15 protein-coding genes are annotated in these 20,302 nt (G+C 64.0%); 13 read left to right on the top strand and 2 right to left on the bottom strand.

The window, feature by feature from the left end; translation table 11 throughout:
- Window positions 1-25: 25 nt before the first annotated feature.
- Together PSH64_RS15495 and PSH64_RS15490 are read right to left on the bottom strand one after the other, a co-directional pair.
- On the bottom strand, window positions 26-406 hold the full coding sequence (locus PSH64_RS15495) for a RidA family protein (protein ID WP_305477734.1): 381 nt from the start codon (window positions 404-406) through the stop codon (window positions 26-28).
- A 187-nt stretch (window positions 407-593) separates the two neighbouring features.
- Window positions 594-1,559: an AraC family transcriptional regulator gene (locus PSH64_RS15490; RefSeq protein ID WP_305477733.1), complete on the bottom strand. Its 966-nt coding sequence runs from the start codon at window positions 1,557-1,559 to the stop codon at window positions 594-596.
- Window positions 1,560-1,718: 159 nt separating this feature from the next.
- Here PSH64_RS15490 and PSH64_RS15485 point away from each other — a divergent pair, with 159 nt between their 5' ends.
- From PSH64_RS15485 to PSH64_RS15425, 13 genes are all read left to right on the top strand, one after another.
- Entirely contained in the window at window positions 1,719-3,710 is a 1,992-nt protein-coding gene (locus tag PSH64_RS15485; protein WP_370694443.1) for a TonB-dependent receptor, read from the top strand.
- 26 nt (window positions 3,711-3,736) lie between these two features.
- Complete coding sequence (locus tag PSH64_RS15480; protein ID WP_105344425.1) at window positions 3,737-4,777, top strand: methyltransferase; 1,041 nt, start codon at window positions 3,737-3,739, stop codon at window positions 4,775-4,777.
- On the top strand, window positions 4,774-6,084 hold the full coding sequence (locus PSH64_RS15475) for an MFS transporter (RefSeq protein ID WP_305477731.1): 1,311 nt from the start codon (window positions 4,774-4,776) through the stop codon (window positions 6,082-6,084). Before PSH64_RS15480 ends, PSH64_RS15475 begins: the two co-directional genes overlap by 4 nt.
- A 25-nt stretch (window positions 6,085-6,109) precedes the next feature.
- Complete coding sequence (locus tag PSH64_RS15470; RefSeq protein WP_105344420.1) at window positions 6,110-8,524, top strand: decarboxylase; 2,415 nt, start codon at window positions 6,110-6,112, stop codon at window positions 8,522-8,524.
- A gap of 23 nt (window positions 8,525-8,547) precedes the next feature.
- Entirely contained in the window at window positions 8,548-11,058 is a 2,511-nt protein-coding gene (locus PSH64_RS15465) for an aminotransferase class III-fold pyridoxal phosphate-dependent enzyme (protein WP_105344417.1), read from the top strand.
- Window positions 11,059-11,239: 181 nt separating this feature from the next.
- Window positions 11,240-12,412 carry a molybdopterin-synthase adenylyltransferase MoeB gene (gene moeB / locus PSH64_RS15460; RefSeq protein ID WP_305477730.1) on the top strand — a complete coding sequence of 391 codons (1,173 nt, stop codon included), beginning with the start codon at window positions 11,240-11,242 and terminating at the stop codon, window positions 12,410-12,412.
- A 19-nt stretch (window positions 12,413-12,431) separates the two neighbouring features.
- On the top strand, window positions 12,432-12,839 hold the full coding sequence (locus tag PSH64_RS15455) for a Mov34/MPN/PAD-1 family protein (RefSeq protein ID WP_105344412.1): 408 nt from the start codon (window positions 12,432-12,434) through the stop codon (window positions 12,837-12,839).
- A 76-nt stretch (window positions 12,840-12,915) separates the two neighbouring features.
- Window positions 12,916-13,188, top strand: a complete 273-nt coding sequence (locus PSH64_RS15450; RefSeq protein ID WP_305477729.1) for a MoaD family protein — start codon at window positions 12,916-12,918, stop codon at window positions 13,186-13,188.
- An 87-nt stretch (window positions 13,189-13,275) separates the two neighbouring features.
- Window positions 13,276-15,126: a CoA transferase gene (locus PSH64_RS15445; RefSeq protein WP_305477728.1), complete on the top strand. Its 1,851-nt coding sequence runs from the start codon at window positions 13,276-13,278 to the stop codon at window positions 15,124-15,126.
- Window positions 15,123-16,772, top strand: a complete 1,650-nt coding sequence (locus tag PSH64_RS15440) for a class I adenylate-forming enzyme family protein (RefSeq protein WP_305477727.1) — start codon at window positions 15,123-15,125, stop codon at window positions 16,770-16,772. Before PSH64_RS15445 ends, PSH64_RS15440 begins: the two co-directional genes overlap by 4 nt.
- Window positions 16,766-17,986: an acyl-CoA dehydrogenase family protein gene (locus PSH64_RS15435; RefSeq protein WP_305477726.1), complete on the top strand. Its 1,221-nt coding sequence runs from the start codon at window positions 16,766-16,768 to the stop codon at window positions 17,984-17,986. Before PSH64_RS15440 ends, PSH64_RS15435 begins: the two co-directional genes overlap by 7 nt.
- Window positions 17,983-19,191 (top strand): CynX/NimT family MFS transporter, encoded by a 1,209-nt coding sequence (locus PSH64_RS15430; protein WP_305477725.1) that lies wholly within the window; start codon window positions 17,983-17,985, stop codon window positions 19,189-19,191. The genes PSH64_RS15435 and PSH64_RS15430 overlap by 4 nt, the downstream gene beginning before the upstream one ends.
- Window positions 19,188-20,288: a glucuronyl hydrolase gene (locus PSH64_RS15425; protein WP_305477724.1), complete on the top strand. Its 1,101-nt coding sequence runs from the start codon at window positions 19,188-19,190 to the stop codon at window positions 20,286-20,288. The genes PSH64_RS15430 and PSH64_RS15425 overlap by 4 nt, the downstream gene beginning before the upstream one ends.
- The last annotated feature ends 14 nt before the right edge of the window (window positions 20,289-20,302 follow it).

Raw genomic sequence — 20,302 nt, 5'->3', positions numbered from 1 at the left:
AAGGACTTCGCTTAACTGACGGGCACTAGCCCTTGGCCGCCATCGCGGTGACTTCCACACGCATGCCTTCGACAGCCAAAGCGGCCACGCCAACAGCGGCGCGAACCGGCCAGGGCTTGGCGAAGAAGCGCTGGTAGACCTCGTTGAACGCGGCGCGGTCGGCCATGTCGGTGAGGTAAATGGTCAGATGCAGCACCCGGTCCATGGAACTGCCGGCGTTCTCCAGTGCGACCTTGAGCGCTTGCAGAGTGCACTCGCTCTGCAGGGTGATGTCGCCCAGCTCCAGGCTGCCGTCGGCGCGGGTAGGGATCTGAGTGGAGACCAACAGGCCGCCGAAACCGGCGACATCGGAAGAGATGGATTCCGGGTCGGGATCGGGGATGAAGGTAAGGTCGTGGTTTGCCATGGGGATCTCTTGGTTGAGGTGGTATGGGGCGGTCGATGAGACACCGCTTTTTTGCGCGGCCAGTTTACAGCCTCGTCATCGGGTCGCTCGTGCAATGGCTCGAAAAAATCCTGTGGTTCGATCCAGCGTATCCGGCGATGGATGACGTCATCGACGCACTCGTGCAGAGGCGCGCGCCGCTGATGGCTCAGCGGCGCTTGCCGAATACCGATTTGGGTGGTTTGCCGAAAAACCGGGTAAAGGCCGCGCTGAAATTGTTGGGGAACTTGTAACCCACCTGATAGGCCGCCTGGGCCACCTGGCAACCGCTTTCGAGCAGGGTATAGGCCTTGCGCATGCGGATCTCGTGAAGCATGCGGTGCGGGGTGGAGTTGAAGCGGTAGTGCAGGCCTTCCTTGAGTTTGAATTCATTGAGCCCGACCGCGGCGCACAGGTACGGAATGGTCAGCGGCCGGTCCATCTGCTCGATCATGATGTCCCGGGCACGGTCGAGTTTCTCGATGTCGACGGCGCTGAACTGCAGGCTGTCGGAACTGACCGCGGGGCTCAGCAGCTTCAGCTGTTCGGAGAGCAGGCTCAGGGTGTGGATGTGCATCTCCAGCGTACCGGTCACCCCTTGATTGAGGTAGCGGGTCAGGGCGGTGGCGTGGCTGGCACTGGCCGCCGAGGTCTTCTGGAACGCCAGTTGGCGGACGTTGCCGTTGCCCAGCAGCTGGCGGGTACGCTGTTCGCCAATGTACTTGTTGAGCATGTTTTCGCCGATCAGCAGCCGCAGTTGGGACACTGTTGCCCCGGCTTCATAGCAGCGTTCGCCGAGGCTCATCTGGAACGAGGTGATGGTGGTGTAGCCAGCGCGAAACGACACCGCCGAACCGTCGACGCCCTTGTACCCGGAGTCGCCCTGCATGCCGAAGGTGATCACCAGCATATGGCGATTGTGCGGGCTGACGGTTTCTTCGATCAGGTTGCGGGTGGGGCGGTAGCGCGAGCGCACCACCATCAGGTCTTCATCCAGGCACAAACGTTCGGAATAGCACTCACCCAACTCTTCCGGCAATTGCTGGCGCATCCAGCCGCCGGTGTCGTTGCTGACCAGTCGCGAGTGTGTTGACGCGACTCGATACGACTGGGAAATCCTCTGTAAAACCGCCACTTCTATTGTCCTCCTTGATTGGGCTACGGCTCGCATATGGATTGATCCAGAATCCATACGTACACACATGATAAGCATTCGCATTAATGAATAACATGTTTCCAAGTCATCTGCCATCTCCGGGGGAGGCAGTGCGCTGATTCATTGATGGGGAAAGCAATGAGCATGCATGTGTTAAACGCCAGCGGTTATACGCTGTTTATCGGCTGCTGGGTGGGTGGGACGACGACTGTCATTGCGCAGACAGAACTGCCGGCGGTCATGGTCACCGCGAACAAGTTCGAGCAGGAACAGGAGACAGTCCCGGCCAGCCTGTCAGTGCTAAGCGGCGAAGACCTGCGCAAGGGCGCCATCGATGATCTGCAGCACCTGGCCCGGGTCACCCCCGGGTTCACTTTTCAACCCTTCGGCCAGTCTGGCACCAACCTGCCAGTGGTGCGCGGCCTGACCTCGAGCTCCACGGCATTTTCGTCATCGATGCTGATGCTGGTGGACGGCGTGCCGACCTTGATGGCGCAGGGCTTCGACCACAATCTGCTGGGGGTGGAACGCGTCGAGATCCTCCGTGGGCCTCAGTCGACCCTCTACGGCCGCAATGCCGAAACCGGGCTCTTGAGCATTCATACCCGTCAGCCTGACACCGAGCCTTACGCACGGATTGAAGCCGGTGGCGGCAGCCGCGACCAGCGTACCCTGAGCGCCGATGCCAGCACCGCCCTGGTGCCGGACACCCTGTATGCCGGGGTGTCCGGGCAATGGCTGGAGCAGGACGGTTTTATCGACAACGCCTATCGCGGCGGCCAGGCCGATGACCGCGAACGGCACAGCGCCCGGACGGTCCTGCGCTGGACCCCGGGCTTGGCCACGGACGTCAACCTGCGCTACAGCCGCCAGGATTATCGTGACGGCGGCTCGCAGTGGGGCGCGGTGAATGCGTCGCGGCGCGAGGTGCGTTCCGGCACTTCAAGCTGGAACCACTCCAGCGGCCGCAGCCTGTCCCTGGACGTGCTGCATGAGTTCGATACCGGCCTGAAGCTGCGCTCGATCACCGCACGCAATGACTTCTACGACCAGGTGCGGCAGGACACGGACTTCATGCCCGCGGACCTGTTTCACCTGGGGCGCGATTTCCACATGAACACCCTGTCCCAGGAGTTTCGCCTGGAGGGCCAGTGGCGCGCCAACCAGTGGCTGCTCGGTGCCTATGCCGATCGCGACGATCATGATTTGTCCTATGAACAGAAGCAGCCCTTGAGCCTGACCCGCACCGACGTGCAATTGGGCGGCAACACCACGGCGCTGTTCGGCCAATGGGTGATGCCCCTCGCCGAACGCTGGACGCTGACACTCGGTGCCCGGGCCGAACAGGACAAGGTGCATATCGACCCGGCGGTCGGCAGCCGCCAGAGCGCCAAATGGCAACGCTTCACCCCCAAGGCGGCCCTGCAATTCGAATGGCAACCCGATGCCTATCTATATGGCAGTTACGCCGAAGGTTTCCGCGCCGGCGGTTTCAACGCCTTCTCCAGTGCCGCCAATTACCCCGGCTACGACCCGGAAAAAGTCAAAACCTATGAGGTCGGAGCCAAGGGCTGGCTCGACGACAAGCGCCTGCGCTACTCGGCGGCGCTGTACTGGATGGACGTCCGTGACATGCAGGTGCAGCAGATCTTCCAGCCCGGCGTGGTGCATATCACCAATGCCGCCTCGGCGCGCTCCACCGGGCTCGACCTGGAAGCCGAATACCTGTTCACCGACAACTGGCGGGTGGTCAGTGCCGTGGGCCTGAACCGCACCCGGTTCGAGCGCTTCAAGGAAGGCAGCAACGACTACCAGGGCAACCACAACCCCTACGCGCCGGACCTCACCGGCCACCTCAGCCTGCGTTATGACGCCCCCCAGGGTTGGTACGCCCAGGGCGGCATCAGTGCCGTCGGCAAGATCTATCTGGATTCGGCCAACCAATACAGCCGTGGCGGCTATGGGCTTATCGACCTGAATGCCGGTTATGACTTCAGCCACTACGGCATTTGCGCCTATGTGAAAAACGCTGCGGACAAGCGCTACGACGCCGTCGGCTACCTCAATGGCACCGCCCGGGTCTACAGCCCGCCACGAGAGATCGGCCTGCGGGTCAGCTACGAACTGTGAACGATGAAGAGAGTGAGTGGCGAACTATGAACGGAATCAACCTGGCATCCCCCCATCCCCTGCAACCTTACTGGGACCTGACGCTGGCGGCGGTACGCGCCGATGTCCTGCGCATCGCCCTGGACTGGAAACTGTTCAACCTGCTGCAAGTGCCGGTCACGGCCCTGGCGATTGCCCGGCAGTTACAGCTCGACCCAGCCAATACCGGCTATTGGCTGGAGGCTCTGTGGAGCATGGAACTGTTGGAGCGCGACGATCGTCAGCCGCCCCATTACCGCAACGCCGCAGTGGCCAGCGATTACCTGCGGGCCGAGGCGCCGGACTATTGCGGTGACGCCTGGACCTTTCGCCTGCGCGGCTTGCGGCACTTCGGCAGCCAGCTCGGCGACCAGGTGCGCACCGGCCAGCTCAGCGGCCAGGCGCCGAATGTGGCGACCACCATCGACAACTGGACCACGGCGGCGCGCTTGCAGATCGCCCAGGAACAGCGGGCGGTCACCGTGGATGTGGCGTTACGACTGATGGCCCAGGTGCCGGAGTTCTCGGTCGCGCGGCGCATGCTCGACCTGGGCGGCGGTCCGGGGCTGGTGGCCATTGCCCTGGCCCGGGACAACCCGACGCTCACCGGCGAGGTGTTCGACTTTGCCCAGACCGTGACCGTGGCCGCGGATAACATTCGTCGGGCCGGCCTTGAAGGGCGGCTGGGGGTTCGCGGTGGCGATCTGGCGAGCGATCCGATCGGTGAAGGCTACGACCTGATCTGGTGTTCCTCGGTATTGCATTTCGTCCCGGACATGGCCGCGACCCTGGCCAAGATTCATGCGGCGCTGCGACCGGGCGGGGTGCTGGTCAGTGCCCATGCGGAAATCCCCGCCGACCTGGAGCACGCTCGGCGGGTCATGCCTTATTACCTGTCGATGCAGATGCTCGGGCGCCAGTTGACTCACGCCGGTGGTTTGAGCGAAGCCCTGCAGCAAGCCGGTTTCGTCAATATCGACAGTTACCCCGAAGTGGCTTTCGCCGTGGCGCCGGTATCGGTGCTGGTGGCGCGTCGGAGTGCCTCATGAACCGCCAGGACGGCGCTGGCGCCTGGCGTCTGCAACTGCTGTTCGGCTGGCTGAGTTTCGTGTTGGCGGTGCCGAGCATCTACCTGCTGCTCGGGTTGCCGCTGGTGATGCGCGAGCACGGCTGGTCGGGCACTGAAATCGGCTTGTTCCAGCTGGCCGGTTTGCCGGCGGTGTTCAAGTTCCTGCTGGCGTTGCCCGTGCAGCGCTTTGGTTTCGAGCGCGGGCATTACCGAATCTGGGCCCTGGTGCTGTGCCTGATGCTGGCGCTGTTGCTGGTGCTGGTCAGCCAGCAAGCGATCACGGCCCATCGCGGCTACCTGTTCGGCCTGGCGTTCAGCGCCGGGGTGCTGGCGACCTGGGCAGACATCCCGGTCAATGCCCTGATGATCAAGCTGCTGCCCGAGTCCCAGCGGATTCGCGCCGGCGGCATCCGCTCGGCGGCGCTGTTTCTAGGCGCCATCGTCGGTGCCGGGGTGATGTTGCTGGTGCATAACCGCTGGGGCTGGCAGGCGCCGTTTCTGCTGATGGCCGCGGGGCTGCTGTTGGGGTTGTTGCCCCTGGCCTGGGTACGCGAAAGCAGCGCCGCGGGCGCAGCTGCCGCGCCGACCAGACTTTCTCTGGCCGACTGGTCGGGCTATTTCCGCCAACCCGGTGCGCGTCTGTGGACCTGGATACTGCTGAGCAGCTTTCCCTTTGTCGGTGCCGCCTGGCTGTACCTCAAACCCTTGTTGCTGGACCAGGGCATGGCCGCGCAGCAAGTGGCCTTGATTGCCGGTGTTGGCGGAGGCGTGGTGGGGGCCCTGGCCAGCGTGCTGGGTGGTCGCCTGATTCAGCGCCTGGGGCCGGGGCGGGCGATTCCTCTGTTTATGGTCTGGGCTCTGTTTGCCCTGCTGGCGCTGACCGCGGCGGTGGGATTGCAGGCCGGGATGGTTTGGTTGGTGGTCGCGGCTTTTGTGCTGGCCACGGCCATGGGGGCGGTGTCGACACTGGTTTTCGCCCTGATGATGTTTTTCTCCCGCGCGCACCGGCAGGCCGCCGACTACGGGCTGCAAGCCAGCCTGTTCGTGCTGACACGCATGCTGGTGCCGATTGCCGCCGGGGTGCTCCTCGACCGCAGCGGTCACGTGGGGATGCTGACCGGGCTGTCCCTGGCGATGTTCGTGGTCTGTGCGCTGGCCTTGGTTGCCCGGCGTTCGATCGCGGCGGCCACGGCCGGTCTTTATCAGGAGGCGCCAACAAGGCTGTTGGCGCCCCGTCCGGTTCGAGCCGAGGCCCATGGGCCTCAGCCACGAGCCATTCAATCGTAAGTCTGACTTGAGTAAGGATGAGTTCATGAAGGCAACCTTAGGCATCTGTCTGGTGACCCAGGCTGAGCCTCTGATCGAGGATGTGACCTTTGTCATCGAGCAGTTGCAGGCCGGCTTGCAGCCACCTGCCAGCGCCGCTGACTGGCCACTGACGATCGGAGGCAGCGAAGAAATGCACCGGGCCCTGGGGCCGCGGCCAAGGAGTGAGGCGGTTCTGGAAGCCCTGATGGTCCAGGCCCGGAGCTATTTGCAAGGTAGCCCGGCGAATACCGCGGCGCTGCCGGATCTGTGGTTGATGACCTTCGATTCAGTCGAGGCGGCGCAATCGCGGTTGCGTCACCTTGACCCGCAACTGTCGAGCGAGCTGTTCATTCTCGATCTGGGTGAACAAGAGGAGGCCGGCATCGCCGACCCTTTCGACGAGTTGATTGCCGCCGCGCCCAACTCGCGTCTGTCGCCCCATTCGGCCTTGCTGTATTGCAGCCTGTCGGCCTTGGCGCAATGGATGAACCGCATCGGTGGCAATCGCCATCTGCGGGTGGCGGGAGAGGACCGCGCGGCGCGGCGTGCGGACTTGTTGCGGATCGTCCTGGATCACCTGGAACACGCGCACTTCAACCGCCTGCTGGCGCGCTCCATCAGCGGCCCGCTGCTGTCGGTGAGCCTGGCGACGGAAGTGACTCGCTTCATGCGCAGTCGCTGGCAGGAGCGCTGGGATTTTCATTCCTACACCGGGTCCATGGTGGCCGGGTTGATTCAGTCCATGCAGCAAAATGTCGCCGGCACGGGTGTGCGTTGCCTCAGTGGCTGCAACGAACACAACCTGGCGGTGAGCGCCATGGCCGGATGGCAGCTGTTCGGTCGGGCCTATGTGATCACCGTGACCTCGGGCATGATCGATGAATTCCGTGGCACCCTGGCCAACCTCAAGCGTCTCGGCGCGCCGGGGCTGATCATCTGCGCCGACAGCCCGGAAAGCGTCTGGTATGCCTTCCAGGGCACCCACGATGGTGACAACGACGGGCGCCGGGTGATCGAGGCCAAGGGCCTGCGCCAGGTGTTCATCCGCAAGGTCGAGGAGATCGGTGCCTGCCTGGAGCAAGCCTTCGCCATGCTCGCCGAGCGGGCCGAGCCGGTGTTCATCCTCGCCACTCAAGGAGTGCTGGAGTCCCGGCCCCTGGTGCCGCTGAATGTGCGTCTGCCCGAGCCGCCAGCGACCCCGGCAACCGTTCTCAGCAGCACCCGGATCGAGGCGCTGGATCAGGCGCTGGACCTGATCAACCACCAGCCGCTGCACCTGCTCTGGCAGTGCGGCAAGCTCAGCGATCAGCAGCGGCAACGGGTGCATGCCCTGGCTGAGCGCGGGGCCATTGGCCTGGCCGACAGCATCACCCAGCCCGGCAGTGTCGGCCCTTACCACGAAGGAAGGCCGGTGCCGAACTATCTGGGGCCATTGTCGTTGTATGGCTTCAGCCGACGGGTCTATCAGTTCGTGCACACCGACCACGAATTGAACGGGCCGCAAAGCCATTGCGTGTTCTTCCTCAAGGGCAAGGTCGACCAGGCCGCCACGCCGTTTTCCGAAGGCAAGCTCAAGCGTCAGTTGCGGGTGGTGCAGGTCAACCATGAGCCGCGGCATCTTTCGCCGTTTACCGACCTGGCGCTGGATGTGCCGCTGGATGTGTTCCTCGATCACATCGAAAGGGGATTAGAGGTCGAGCCGCAGATCCTCGCCATGCGTCGGGCCAAGCTCCAGATGTTGTCGGCCACCAGCGAGAGCGTGGCGGCGGACCACATCGAAACCCTGCCGATGACCTCCAATTACTTCTTTCGCCGCCTGGGCAACCTGGTGCGCGAACTGATCGAGCAACAGGGCTATCGCTATGTCGGCGTCTATGACGTCGGCCGCTGTGGCATCTCGGCGATGCGCAATGTGCCACGCACCGATCCGGGCTTTTCCGGCTGGTACGGACGCGCCCTGATGGGCGATGCCCTGATGGCCTTGCCCTATATCGCCATGACCGGCGGCGGCAATGTCCTGGCCTTTGTCGGCGACGGCGCCCGGGCGCTGGTGCCGGATATCGAGGCGCGGCTGGCCCAAGGGCTGGCCGAGGACCCTGAGGCGGCGAAGCGCAACGTGACCCTGTTCTACCTCACCAACGGCCTGTTGTCGCTGATCCAGACCTACCTCGACAAACGCTACGCCCACAATGGCGCGCAACAGGTTTCGGTGACCAGTGCCGCGCCGTTGGCGGCACCGCTGGAGCGAGTCGGGCCGATCAGCCTGCACCGCGAACGTCTGGTGAGCTTCGATGAAGCGCATCTGCGCAACGCCCTGACGCGCCCCGGACAATTGAATATTTTCGACGTGTTGCTGGCCCATAACTCGGAGGGCGACGGCTTGAGCCTGGTCTCCGAAACCGCTTGGACCCGTCAATGAGCCAGAACCCAGGAAAGACCCCCATGAAATTCGGATTTATCGCCCACCCGACCTCCATCGCCCTGCAACGTCAGGTGAAGATCATCGACCTGCTGGACCGCACCCTCGTTGAGCAGGATCGTGGTTACCAGGCCCAGCTCTGGCAGCCACGCAACCTGGTGCCGTTCGCCGACTTCGGGCGCATCGTCAGTGCCAGTGGCGCAACCTGCGAAGGCATCCTGCATTACCTGCCGCTGACCGCCGAGCAAATGCTCAGCCAGCCGCGAACCATTGCCGGCCGCGTGCTCGAAGGTGTGCAAAGCCTGAAAGAGCAGGGCGCGCAATTGGTTGGCCTGGGCGGTTTTACCGCCATCGTCGGCAATCGCGGCTTGCAGACCCTGGACCGCAGCGGCGTGCCGGTCACCACCGGCAACTCGCTCACGGCCTACGCCGCCTACAAGAATGTGCTGGAAGCCATGGCCCGCCTGGAGGTCTCGCCTGCGGACAGCGAAGTGGCCGTGGTCGGTTATCCGGGGTCGATTGCCCTGGTCATCGCCAAGCTGCTGGCCCGGGACGGTTGCCGCTTGCGTCTGGTACACCGTGGCAGTGTCGAGCAAGGCCGCGAAAGCCTGGCGTATCTGCCGGCGCAGATGCACGGCCAGGTGCGCATGACCGCAGACATCGACAGCTGCTACGACGAGGTGCGTTTCTATGTCGCCGCAACCTCCAGTGGCGGGGTGATCGACCCCTATCGGCTGGCACCGGGTTCGGTGGTGGTGGACGCCGCGTTACCCCGTGATGTGCTGCCGTTTCACCACGACCGCAAAGACATCCTGATCATCGATGGCGGTCTGGTTTCGGCCAGTGAAGCGTTGCGTTTCGGCACCGAGACCCTGGGGCTGGCACCGAAGAAATTCCTCAACGGCTGCCTGGCGGAAACCCTGGTGCTGGCGCTGGAGGGGCGTGCCGAGGCGTTTTCCATCGGCCGCGAACTGCCCGAGGAGCGGGTGCTGGAGATCGGCCGGATCGCCGAGCTGCATGGTTTCTCCCCGTCGCCGATGGCGTCCTATGGCGAACGTCTGCGCGAAGAAGACTTCCAGGCCTTGCGCCGTTTCCATCGACGGCCCACGGCCACCCCGACCGCCGAGCAGCCGACCGCGTTGCGCGCCGAAGTCCTGCGTTGTTTTGGCGAGCACATTAATCCGGTGTTGCGCGAGTTTTATCAGTTCAACCATATCGAGCGGGTGTTCACCCACGGCAGCGGTTGCTGGCTGACAGACCTGGACGGCGGGCGTTACCTGGATTTCGTCGCCGGTTATGGCTGCCTGAATACCGGACATAACCACCCGCGGGTCAATCAGGCATTGCAGACATACTTGCAACAGCAGCACCCAACCTTCGTCCAGTACGTCTCGGTGCCGCTGCAAACCAGTCTGCTGGCGCAGCGTCTCAGCGAACTGGCGCCGGGTAATCTGGAGCGGGTGTTCTTCAGCAACTCCGGCACCGAGGCGATCGAGGCCGCGTTGAAGCTGGCCATGGCCGCCATGCGTCGCCCACGGCTGCTGTATTGCGACAACGGCTATCACGGCAAAACCCTGGGCGCACTGTCGGTGACCGGCCGCGACAAGCACCGCGATCCGTTCAAACCGCTGTTGTCGCGCTGCGATTCGATCCCCTTCGGCGATCTGGCCGCGCTGGAATCGGCCTTGCGCCAGGGCGATATCGGCGCCTTTATCCTGGAACCGATCCAGGGCGAGGGCGGGGTGATACTGCCGCCGGAGGGCTACCTGAAACAGGTCCGGGAGCTGTGCAGCGCCCATGACTGCCTGTTGATTCTCGACGAGATCCAGACCGGTCTGGGGCGCACCGGCAAGCTTTTCGCCTGCGAGTGGGAGGCGGTGGTGCCGGATATTCTGGTGCTGTCCAAGTCTCTCTCCGGCGGCGCCGTGCCCATCGGCGCGACCCTGTCCAGCGCGGCGCTGTGGGACCGCGCCTACGGCAGCATCGATACCTTCGCCTTGCATACCTCGACCTTCGGCGGCGGCAATTTCGCCTCGGCCTCGGCCCTGGCGACCCTGGACGTGATCGCCGACGAAGACCTGGCCGGCAATGCCGCGCGGGTCGGCGGGCAGCTCAAGGAGGCCCTGCGCGAGGCGGTCAGCGGCTACCCGTTCATCCGCGAGGTGCGCGGTGTCGGGCTGATGATTGCCATCGAGTTCGAGTACAGCTTCCACGGTGGGGTCGAGGCATTCGTGCGCGAGTTCGCAAGCCGGATACCGGGGAACGCGGCGGGCACTTATCGCATGCTGTCGGGCAAGGCCAAGCGGCATATCGAGGAGGCCATCAGCGAGGTGGAGAAAAACTTCGAGGAAATGTTCGTGCTGCGCTTCGTCAGCAAACTGTCGCGGGAACACGGGGTGCTGACGTTCGTCACCGCCAACAACAACCGGGTGATGCGCATCCAGCCGCCGCTGGTGCTCAGCGACGCTGAAGCGCGGCATTTTGTCGAGGCGTTCAGCGCTGTGTGCAAGGACATGTCGACCTTCCTCGCCTGACACTAAAGATGCACCCCTGAAAGCCCTCGAAAGAGGGCTTTCTTCTATTCGTCATAGTCACTGGTGATTGTTTAAATGCATACAAAAACGTGGCTTCCGAATATGAAAAGCCAGACCCGTTGAATTGATTAATTGAAGTTGCTGCCTGAGAATCTGTTGCATTCAGTAACAGGTGTTAACCATGAAACTTCCCGCTCTTGTAGAACCTCTTGCAAACCTGAGTAATGAAGAAATAACCCGCTATAGCCGACACTTGTTAATTCCCGATGTGGGCCTTGAAGGCCAGCGTCGCTTGAAGAGCAGTAAAGTGCTGGTCATCGGTGCGGGCGGCCTGGGTTCACCGGCCTTGTTATATCTGGCGGCGGCTGGCGTCGGCACTCTGGGTATCATCGATTTCGACCGGGTGGACGAGTCCAACTTGCAGCGCCAGGTGATTCACCGGGTCGCCACTGTGGGCCAGTTGAAGGTTGAAAGCGCCGCCGCGGCGATCAAGGATCTGAACCCCCACGTGCAGGTCAATCTTTATGACCAGCGCCTGGAACCGGAAACCGCGGTGCAGTTGTTCAGCCAGTACGACCTGATCCTCGATGGCACCGACAACTTCGCTACCCGCTACCTGGTCAACGATGCTTGCGTGCTGGCCAACAAGCCTTATGTCTGGGGTTCGATCTTCCGTTTCGAGGGGCAGGCCTCGGTATTCTGGGAAAACGCTCCCGGCGGTGTCGGCCTCAATTACCGCGACCTGTACCCGGAGCCGCCCCCCCCGGAGCTGGCGCCATCCTGTTCGGAGGGCGGTGTGCTGGGCATTCTCTGTGCCTCCATCGGCGCGATCATGGCCACCGAGGCGGTCAAGCTCATCACCGGCATCGGCGAAAGCCTGCTGGGACGCCTGATGGTCTACGACGCTCTGGAAATGTCCTACCGGCAGATGCCGCTGCGTCGTTCACCCGGGCGCCAGCCGATCACCGCCCTGAGTGATTATCAGACGTTCTGCGGGCTGACCGCGCCCAAGGGCGTGCAACCTTCGGACATTCCGTCCATCAGCGCCCGGGAGCTGCAAGCCCTGCGCGAACGGGGCCAGGATGTGCTGGTGATCGATGTGCGCGAGCGTACCGAGTGGGACATCGTGCGCATTCAGGGGGCACAGCACATACCCAAGGGACCGAACACTGCCGCGCTGATCGAAACCCGCTTCGGCAAGCACGCCAACCTGGTCCTGCACTGCAAGTCCGGGGCGCGCTCCAAGGCGGTATTGCAGGAATTGCAACAGTTGGGCTTCAGCAATGTGCGCAACCTGGAGGGCGGCGTACTGGCCTGGGTGCGTGACGTCGAGCCGACGTTGCCGAGTTATTGAACGGGGGCGACGGGCGAGGATGTTGAGTATTCGTGCCGGCCTGCTGGAGGCCATGCTGGAACAGGCGCGGCGGGATCATCCACTGGAAACCTGCGGCATCATCGCCGCACCCGCCGGCACCAGAACCGCCGAGCGGCTGATCGCCATGGACAACGCGGCGCGCTCGCCGACTTTCTTCAGCTTTGCGCCGAAACAGCAACTGGCGGTCTGGCGTGAACTGGATGAGCGGGACGAGGAGTGCCGGGTGATCTATCACTCGCATACCGCCAGCGTGGCCTATCCCAGCGCTGAAGATGTGCAGTATGCCGGTGATGCCTCGGTGCACTACGTGATTGTTTCAACCGTTCCGGATATTGATGTCGCGGTGCGCAGCTTTCGAATCGTTAATCGTAAAGTTACCGAAGAAAGTATTCATGTCGTGCGCTGAAACTTAATGCCGGTACAGCGTTAAACAAGATTAATTAACTAATAAAAAGAGCCTTATTCGGCTCAGGGAGTTCTGCATGTCGATTTCCGTCATTGTGCCAACTTTGTTGCGCTCTTTTACTCAAGATCAGAAGCGCGTCGAAGTTCAGGGAAGTACGGTTCTTGAAGTGATCGAGCACATGGAACGGGAGTACCCCGGCGTTAAAGAGCGATTGATTCGCGACGGTCAAGTGCATCGTTTCGTGAACATCTACGTCAACGATGACGACATCCGTTTTGCCGACAACCTGGCCACCCCTCTCAAGGCCGGCGATGCCATCACCATTCTGCCGGCGGTTGCCGGTGGCTGATTGCCGGCCGATCGCTCCGGGCCTGCGTGACGTACCTCACCCGAGGCCGTCCGCGCAGCGTTATGTAACCACTCTGGCGTAGGTTTTATGTCACGTCTTCTACATGGATGTAGCCTCAGCGGCTCCTTTGCTTCTTCATCTGCCAGGCTCGCACCTCTGGCCGCGTCACTGCGCTACCAAGCGACGGCGCTGGGCCTGAACCCGCAGCCCCTGACTGATGACCCGGTGCGCGAGGGTTTGGGTTTTACCTTGCACCACCCCGATTTGAAACCACTCGATGGGCTGATTCATGGCTGGCCCGACGGCAGCTGCGCGGGTATCACCGAGCACACAGCTCAGGCGGCCTGCGGCTTGATGTCGGTGCATGGCCGGGCCAGCGGCAAGGCCCAAGGGTTGGGGGTGGATTATGTCTCGACCCTGAGCGCCAGCCTGGCTCTGCAAGGCGTATTCGCCGCCGCGCTTGGGCAGTTGCGCGGTGGTGATTTCAACGGCGTGACCACTTCCATGGCCGCGGCCGGAGTGCTGGGCATTGCTCAGTACCTGGCGGGGGCGACTGCGGGGGCGGAAGCCGAACGTCTGTTGCCGGGGGCCACGTGCGCGAAGAATCGTCCGCCGTTTGTCTCGGCCGATGGCGTGTACTTCGAACTGGAAACCCTGGATGCCGAACCCTGGCGGCGCTTCTGGGCGGAAGTGGGCATTGACGGCGAGCAGGCCGGGCAGGGCTGGAAGGCGTTTCTGCTGCGTTACGCCAAGGCTGTGGCGCCGATGCCGGCGGTGTTCCGTCAGGCGCTGGCGCGCTTATCCATGGCGCGGATCAGCGCCCTGTGTGACTTGAGCGGTGTTGCGCTATGCCCGGTGCGCAGCCTGGCCGAGCGCCGCACCGACAGCAATCTGCGCGCTCAGTTGGAGCAGGGGCCCTGGGCCTTCGACGCCATCAGCGCTGGCGGCAAACCGATGCGCGACCTGGATGGGCAGGCACTGCCGTTGAGCGGCCTGACGGTGATCGAGTCATGCCGGCGGATCCAGGGTCCGCTGGCCGGGCACCTGTTGGCGCAGCTGGGTGCCGAGGTGATCCGCATCGAGCTGCCCGGCGGCGACCCGCTTCGGGGCATGCCGCCTTGCGTCGATGGCGTGTCGGTGCGCTTCGATGCCCTCAATCGGCACAAGCAGGTCCGTGAGCTGGACATCAAGTCCGCCGCCGGCCGCGAAGAGCTGTACGAGCGGGTTCGGGACGCTGACGTGTTCCTGCACAACTGGGCGCCGGGCAAGGCCGCCGAACTGGCCCTGGATCGCGCCGACCTGATGCGGGTCAATCCGGGGCTGGTGTACGCCTATGCCGGCGGCTGGGGCCATGACCGACCGGGCGAAGCCTTGCCGGGTACCGACTTCGTGGTCCAGGCCTGGTCCGGCGTCGGCGAACAGATCGGCCAGGCCTCGGCGACGCCGGGCGGCTCGCTGTTCACCGTGCTGGATGTGCTGGGCGGGGTGGTCGCGGCCCAAGGGGTCAGCGCCGCCTTGCTGCATCGTGCCCTCAGTGGGCAGGGCGTACGGGTCGACAGCTCGCTGCTTGGCGCCGCCAACCTGCTGTGCGTGCAGCAACTGCAAGAGACCACCGCCGAAGACAGTCTGCTCAAGGGCGTGTATCCGACCCTGGCCGGGTTGCTGGCCATCGACTGCCAGACCCCGGCCCAACTTCAGCAACTGGAAATCATCCTCGCCTGCGATCTGCACAGCGACCCCGAGGGGCGTGACGGGCGGCTTCGCAGTGCCTTGGCGTCGCAGTCCGCCGCTATCTGGCAACAGGTGCTGGGCGACGCCGAAATACCGGCCTCGGTGGCCGTAGAAGACCTGTCACAGCTGGCTCAAGACAGGCGATTGAAGACGTGTTTAAGCGTGAATACCTACACCTCGGTCAACGCTCACTGGAGTTTTCGATGAATAACGCAGGCATTATTGATCTGGTTCCCGCCGACGTTCGCCGTGTTTGGGAACTCGACGGCACTTACCCCAACCGTTCGGTCTACCAACTGTTCCGCGAGCACGCGCAACGTGCCCCGGAGAAAACGGCGGTACTTTCGCCCGAAGGCAACCTGAGCTATGGCCAGTTGCATGACGCCGCGCTGCGCCTGGCCGCGAGCCTGCGTGCCGCCGGCATCGTCGCCGGCGATGTGGTGGCTTATCAGCTGACCAACAGTTGGCGCAGTTGCGCCATCGACCTCGCCGCCGCAGCCCTGGGGGCGGTGGTCGCGCCGTTTCCACCGGGACGCGGCAGCCTGGACATCCAGGCCCTGGTGCGTCGTTGCGATGCGCGGGTGGTGATCGTCCCGGCGCAGTACGCCGGTATCGATCTGTGCCAGGTCATCGAAGCCTTGCGCCCGAGCCTGTTGTCGCTGCGGGTGCTGGTGGTTGAAGGTAGCACCCGGGACGGCTGGTTGAGTCTGCAGGACATGCTTGAGGCCGAGCCGTTGACCCAAGCGCAATTGCCCCAGGTTTGCCCCAACTCACCAGTGCGTTTGCTGGTGTCGTCCGGTACTGAATCCGAACCCAAACTGGTGGCCTATTCGCACAATGCCCTGGTGGGCGGGCGCGGGCGTTTCTTGCAGCGCATCCACCCCGAAGGCGAGAGCTTCCGCGGGCTGTACCTGGTGCCATTGGGGTCATCCTTCGGTTCCACCGCCACCTTTGGCAGCCTGTCGTGGCTCGGTGGTTCGATTGCGGTGCTGCCGCAGTTCGACGTGGAGGCGGCGATCGAGGCCATCGAGCAACTGCGTCCGACGCACATCCTCGGGGTGCCGACCATGCTCCAGCGCATCGCTGCCGACGCTCGCCTGCAACAGGTCGACAAGTCCAGCCTGCTGGGGTTGATCTGCGGTGGTTCGCTGATCGATGAAGTGACCGTGCGCCGCTGCGTCGAGGCGTTCGGTTGCGGTTTCATCAGCCTCTATGGTTCGGCGGACGGAGTGAACTGTCACAACACCCTGGACGATGCCCAGGACGTGGTGTTCTACAGCGTCGGTCGGCCGAACCCGGCGGTGTGCGCGATCAAGATTGTCGACGAACAGGGCAACGAAGTGCCCCAGGGCGGCGTCGGTGAAATCAAGGCCCGTGGCCCCCTGAGCCCGATGCAATACGTCAATGCCCCGGAACTCGACGCGCAGTACCGCGATGCCGAAGGCTGGGTCAACACCGGCGACTTGGGCTACATCGACGCCGACGGCTACCTGATTCTGGCCGGGCGCAAGAAGGACATCATCATCCGTGGTGGCGCCAATATCAGCCCGGTGCAGATCGAAACCCTGGCCACCGGTCACCCGGACGTGGTCAGCGTCGCTTGTGTGGCGGTGCCGGACCCGGACCTTGGCCAGCGGGTGTGCATCTGCGTGACCCTGCGTGACGGCGCGCCACGTTTCTCCCTGAGCGAGCTGACCGACTACCTGCGCGAGCAAGGCCTGGAGGTCAACAAGCTGCCGGAATACCTGCGCTTCTACCGTCAGTTACCGCTGACCCCGGCCGGCAAGATCGACAAGAAATCCCTGGCCGCCGAAGTGGCGTTTCTGGAGAGCGGGGCGGGCATCGCATGTTGAGTGCACAGGCATTGAACGCCCGCCGGGACAGCGCCGAGCTGGCCCGGGCGGTGCGGTGTTTTGTCGACGAACGCATCATCCCGCTGGAAGCCGAACTGGCGGCGGAGCCCCGCCAGGCCGCCCGGCGCATGGCCGAACTCAGCGCCGAGGCGCGGGCCGCCGGGCTCTGGGGCAGTTTTTACCCTCAGGCCCTCGGCGGGCGTATCGCCAGCCTGCGCGACTATCTGGCGGTGGCCGAGCAGGAGGGGCGTTCCGAGTACGCCCCGGCGATCTTCGGTGACGATGCCACCCTGGATCTGCACATGCTCACCCGGCATGCCAGCGAGGACATTCGCCAGCGCTTTCTCGCGCCGTTGGCCGCGGGGACGCTGGTCTCCAGTTACGGCATGTCCGAGCCCGACAGCATCGGTTCGATCCCGGCGACCCTGAGTAGCCACGCCGAGTTCGTCGACGGCCAGTGGCTGCTGAGCGGGCGCAAGTGGTTCATCTGCCGCGCCGAGCGTGCAGGCCTGATCACGGTGATTGCCCGCACCGGCTCCGGTCCTCTTGAGAACGCCTTGTCGATGTTGCTGGTGCCCAGTGATGCGCCGGGCTTTCGGGTGGAGCGGCCGTTGTCGATCCTTGGCCGGTTCTCTGGTCAGGCTGAATTGTCCTTCGACCAGGTGCGGGTCCCGCCCAGCCATGTGCTGGGGCAACCGGGGCAGGGTCTGGCGCTGATGCAGGAACGCCTGGGGCTGGGGCGGATATTGCGTTCGGTGCACTGGCTGGGCCTGGCCCAGCGCTGCTTCGACCTGATGTGCGCGCGTATCCACTCGGCCCGTGGCCAGCAGGCGCGGCTGGCGGATAAGCAGCTGGTGCGCCAGCGGGTATTCAAGGTCTATCAAGCCATCGCCAGCGCCCGTGCGTTGCTGCAGGACGCCGCCGGTAAACACGATGCCGGGGTGGCCAACAGCATCGAGGTCAACATCGCCAAGGTCGCTGCTTCCCAGGCCTTGAGCGAGGCGGTGGATTCGGCGATCCAGATCATGGGCGCCGAGGGCCTGAGCGAGCTGTCGCCGCTGTCGGGGATCTACCGCACCGCGCGCACCACGCACATTCTCGACGGCACCGACGATGCGCTGATCAGCGCGGTAGGGCGGCAACTGCTGGACAGTTGCGCTGATGCCGGGCTGGATTTCGACGGGCCGTCGGCGATCCGGGGGATGGCCCGATGACCGAACACAAAGCCCCCCAGGGCTGGTGGTTGCGGGTGATACTGACCGCGGCGATGGCCTTGCCGATGCTGATTTTCTACGCGGTCGGCACTCTCGGCCCGTTAATCGTCGCCGACCTCGGGGTGCCGACCCATTGGCTGGGCTGGCTGATCACCAGCGCCTTCGGTTTTGCCGCGCTGTTGTCGTTGTGGGCCGGGCCGCTGGTCAACCGGCTGGGCACCCGGCGGGCCATGGCGGTGCTGTTCTGGAGCACGGTGGGTGCCTATGGATTGCTGGCCAGCCTGCCGGGATTCGTCGGCGTGGTGCTGGCGTTGGCGGCATGCGGAATTGCCCAGGCACTGGCCAACCCGGTGACCAATCTGTTGATCGCCGAGCGTGTCGAACCCCGGCACAAGGCGGCGGTGGTCGGTTTGAAACAATCCGGGGTGCAGGTCTCGGCGCTGTTCGCCGGCTTGCTGCTGCCGAGCCTGGCGATGAGTCTTGGCTGGCGCGAGGCGCTGGCCAGTTTACTGATACCCGCCTTGTTGCTGGCATGTCTGGGGCCGCGAGTGGCTCCCCTGGGGCACAAGGGTCAACCGCTGAGCCTCGCCATTGCCCGACCCAACGGGCGGCTGGCGCTGTTGATGAGCGTGCAGTTGTGCGTGGGCATCGTGCTTTCGTCGTTCGTGACTTTTCTCGGAGTGTTCGCGGCGGGCCAAGGGATGCCGGCGACATTGATCGGCGGCTTGATCGCCGGTTTTGGCGTGATGGGCATTGTGGCGCGGATTTTTTTCACGCCTTTGGGCGCGCGCATGGTCGATGAGTCCTGGCTGCTGCTGGTGTTATTGCTGCTGTCGAGCCTGGCCTTGTGGCTCACCTCCCTGGCCGCGCCGGGCAGTCACTGGCCATTGTGGGCCGGGGCTCTGGGTATGGGGCTGACGGCGGTGGCGACCAATGCGATCGCCATGAGCATGGTCCTGCGCGACCCGGGCTTCGGCAGCCCGGCACCGGCCGCGGGTTTGCTGTCGGTGGGGTTCTTTGGTGGTTTTGCCCTGGGCCCGCCGTTGTTCGGGCTGGTGCAGAACGGGCCATGGGGTTTTGCCAGCGCCTGGCTGGCGCTGATCGGCGTGTTGCTGTTGGGTTGTCTGCTGTGCCTGCTGTTGATGCGGGGTCGGCAACGTCACAGAAACAGCGCCGTCGAATCCTCCTTGAGGGCGGTCAAATGAGCATGTTCGAGGTTCTGGCGCGGCCACTTGAGACGACTGAAGTTCGGCACGCCATCAACGCTATCTTCGCGCGACTGGAGCAGATCGACGCCGAGTGCGGCCTAGGCTTTCCCCTCTATCGCACGGGAGGCGGCGAGGCATGGAAGGTCTCTGTCAGCGGCTCCTGGCTGGGTGGGTTCTGGGCTGGCCTGTGGTGGTTGCGCGCCCATTGCACAGGGCATCGTGACGATCTGCAAAAGGCCTGGCGCATTGCCGAGAGACTGCGGGGCCAGCTCGACAGCGAGACCCATCATCGCAGCCTGATTTTCTGGTACGGCGCCGGGTTGGGCGCACGGCTGTTGGCCGATCCCCAGGCCGAAGAACTGACGGAGCAGGCGGTACAGCGTCTGGCATGGGCCTTCGATCCGGTGTTGGGCTGCATCCCCCTCGGTCGCGAGATGGGTGGCGGTGAACACGGTGACAGCCGTTTGAGCATCGATCCGCTGGCCGCGACCCTGCAGCTGTTTGCCCTGCATGCCGATCCACGGCTGCTGGGGCTCGGCCGTCAACAGTTGCAGACCTCCTTCCGCGCCTGCGCAGGCACGGGCGGTGCCTGGAGCAGCCATGGGCATTTTGACCAGGGGCAATGGCAGGCCGGTGATGTCCCGGGTAATTGGTCACGCGGGCAAGCCTGGGCCATGCTCGGTCTGGAAACCGGTGCCCGCTTATACGGTGAGCCGTTTCGCAGTGACGGCAACCAGGCGGGGCGGTACTGGCGGGACAGTCGCGGCTTGTCCATCCCGGCCAATCGCCTGGATCAACCCCAGGGACCGAGCGACCCTTGCGCCGCGGCGATGGCGGCACTGGCCCTGCAAGGGCGGGCAATAGACGCTATCGAGGCTGAAGGTGCCGTCGAGTCTGAGGTGTTGCGGCAACAGGCCGGGCAGTTACTGGCGGCGATCGTGCGCAGCACCGACTTCGAGGAAGGGCGATTTATCGGCCATTGCTATCGCACCACCGCAACGGTGGAACAGAAGGTCGAATCAGCCTGCGGCAGCTTCTTTCTGTTGGCGGCGCTGCTGGCGTGGACCGGGGAGATCGATCCGCGTCGGATCTGAGGGAAGGGCGTGCG

It is taken from the genome of Pseudomonas sp. FP1742 (genome assembly GCF_030687145.1).
GTDB lineage: Bacteria > Pseudomonadota > Gammaproteobacteria > Pseudomonadales > Pseudomonadaceae > Aquipseudomonas > Aquipseudomonas frederiksbergensis_D.
The sequence above is the reverse complement of the archived record's forward strand: the minus strand, read 5'-3'. Positions and strand labels throughout refer to the sequence as shown.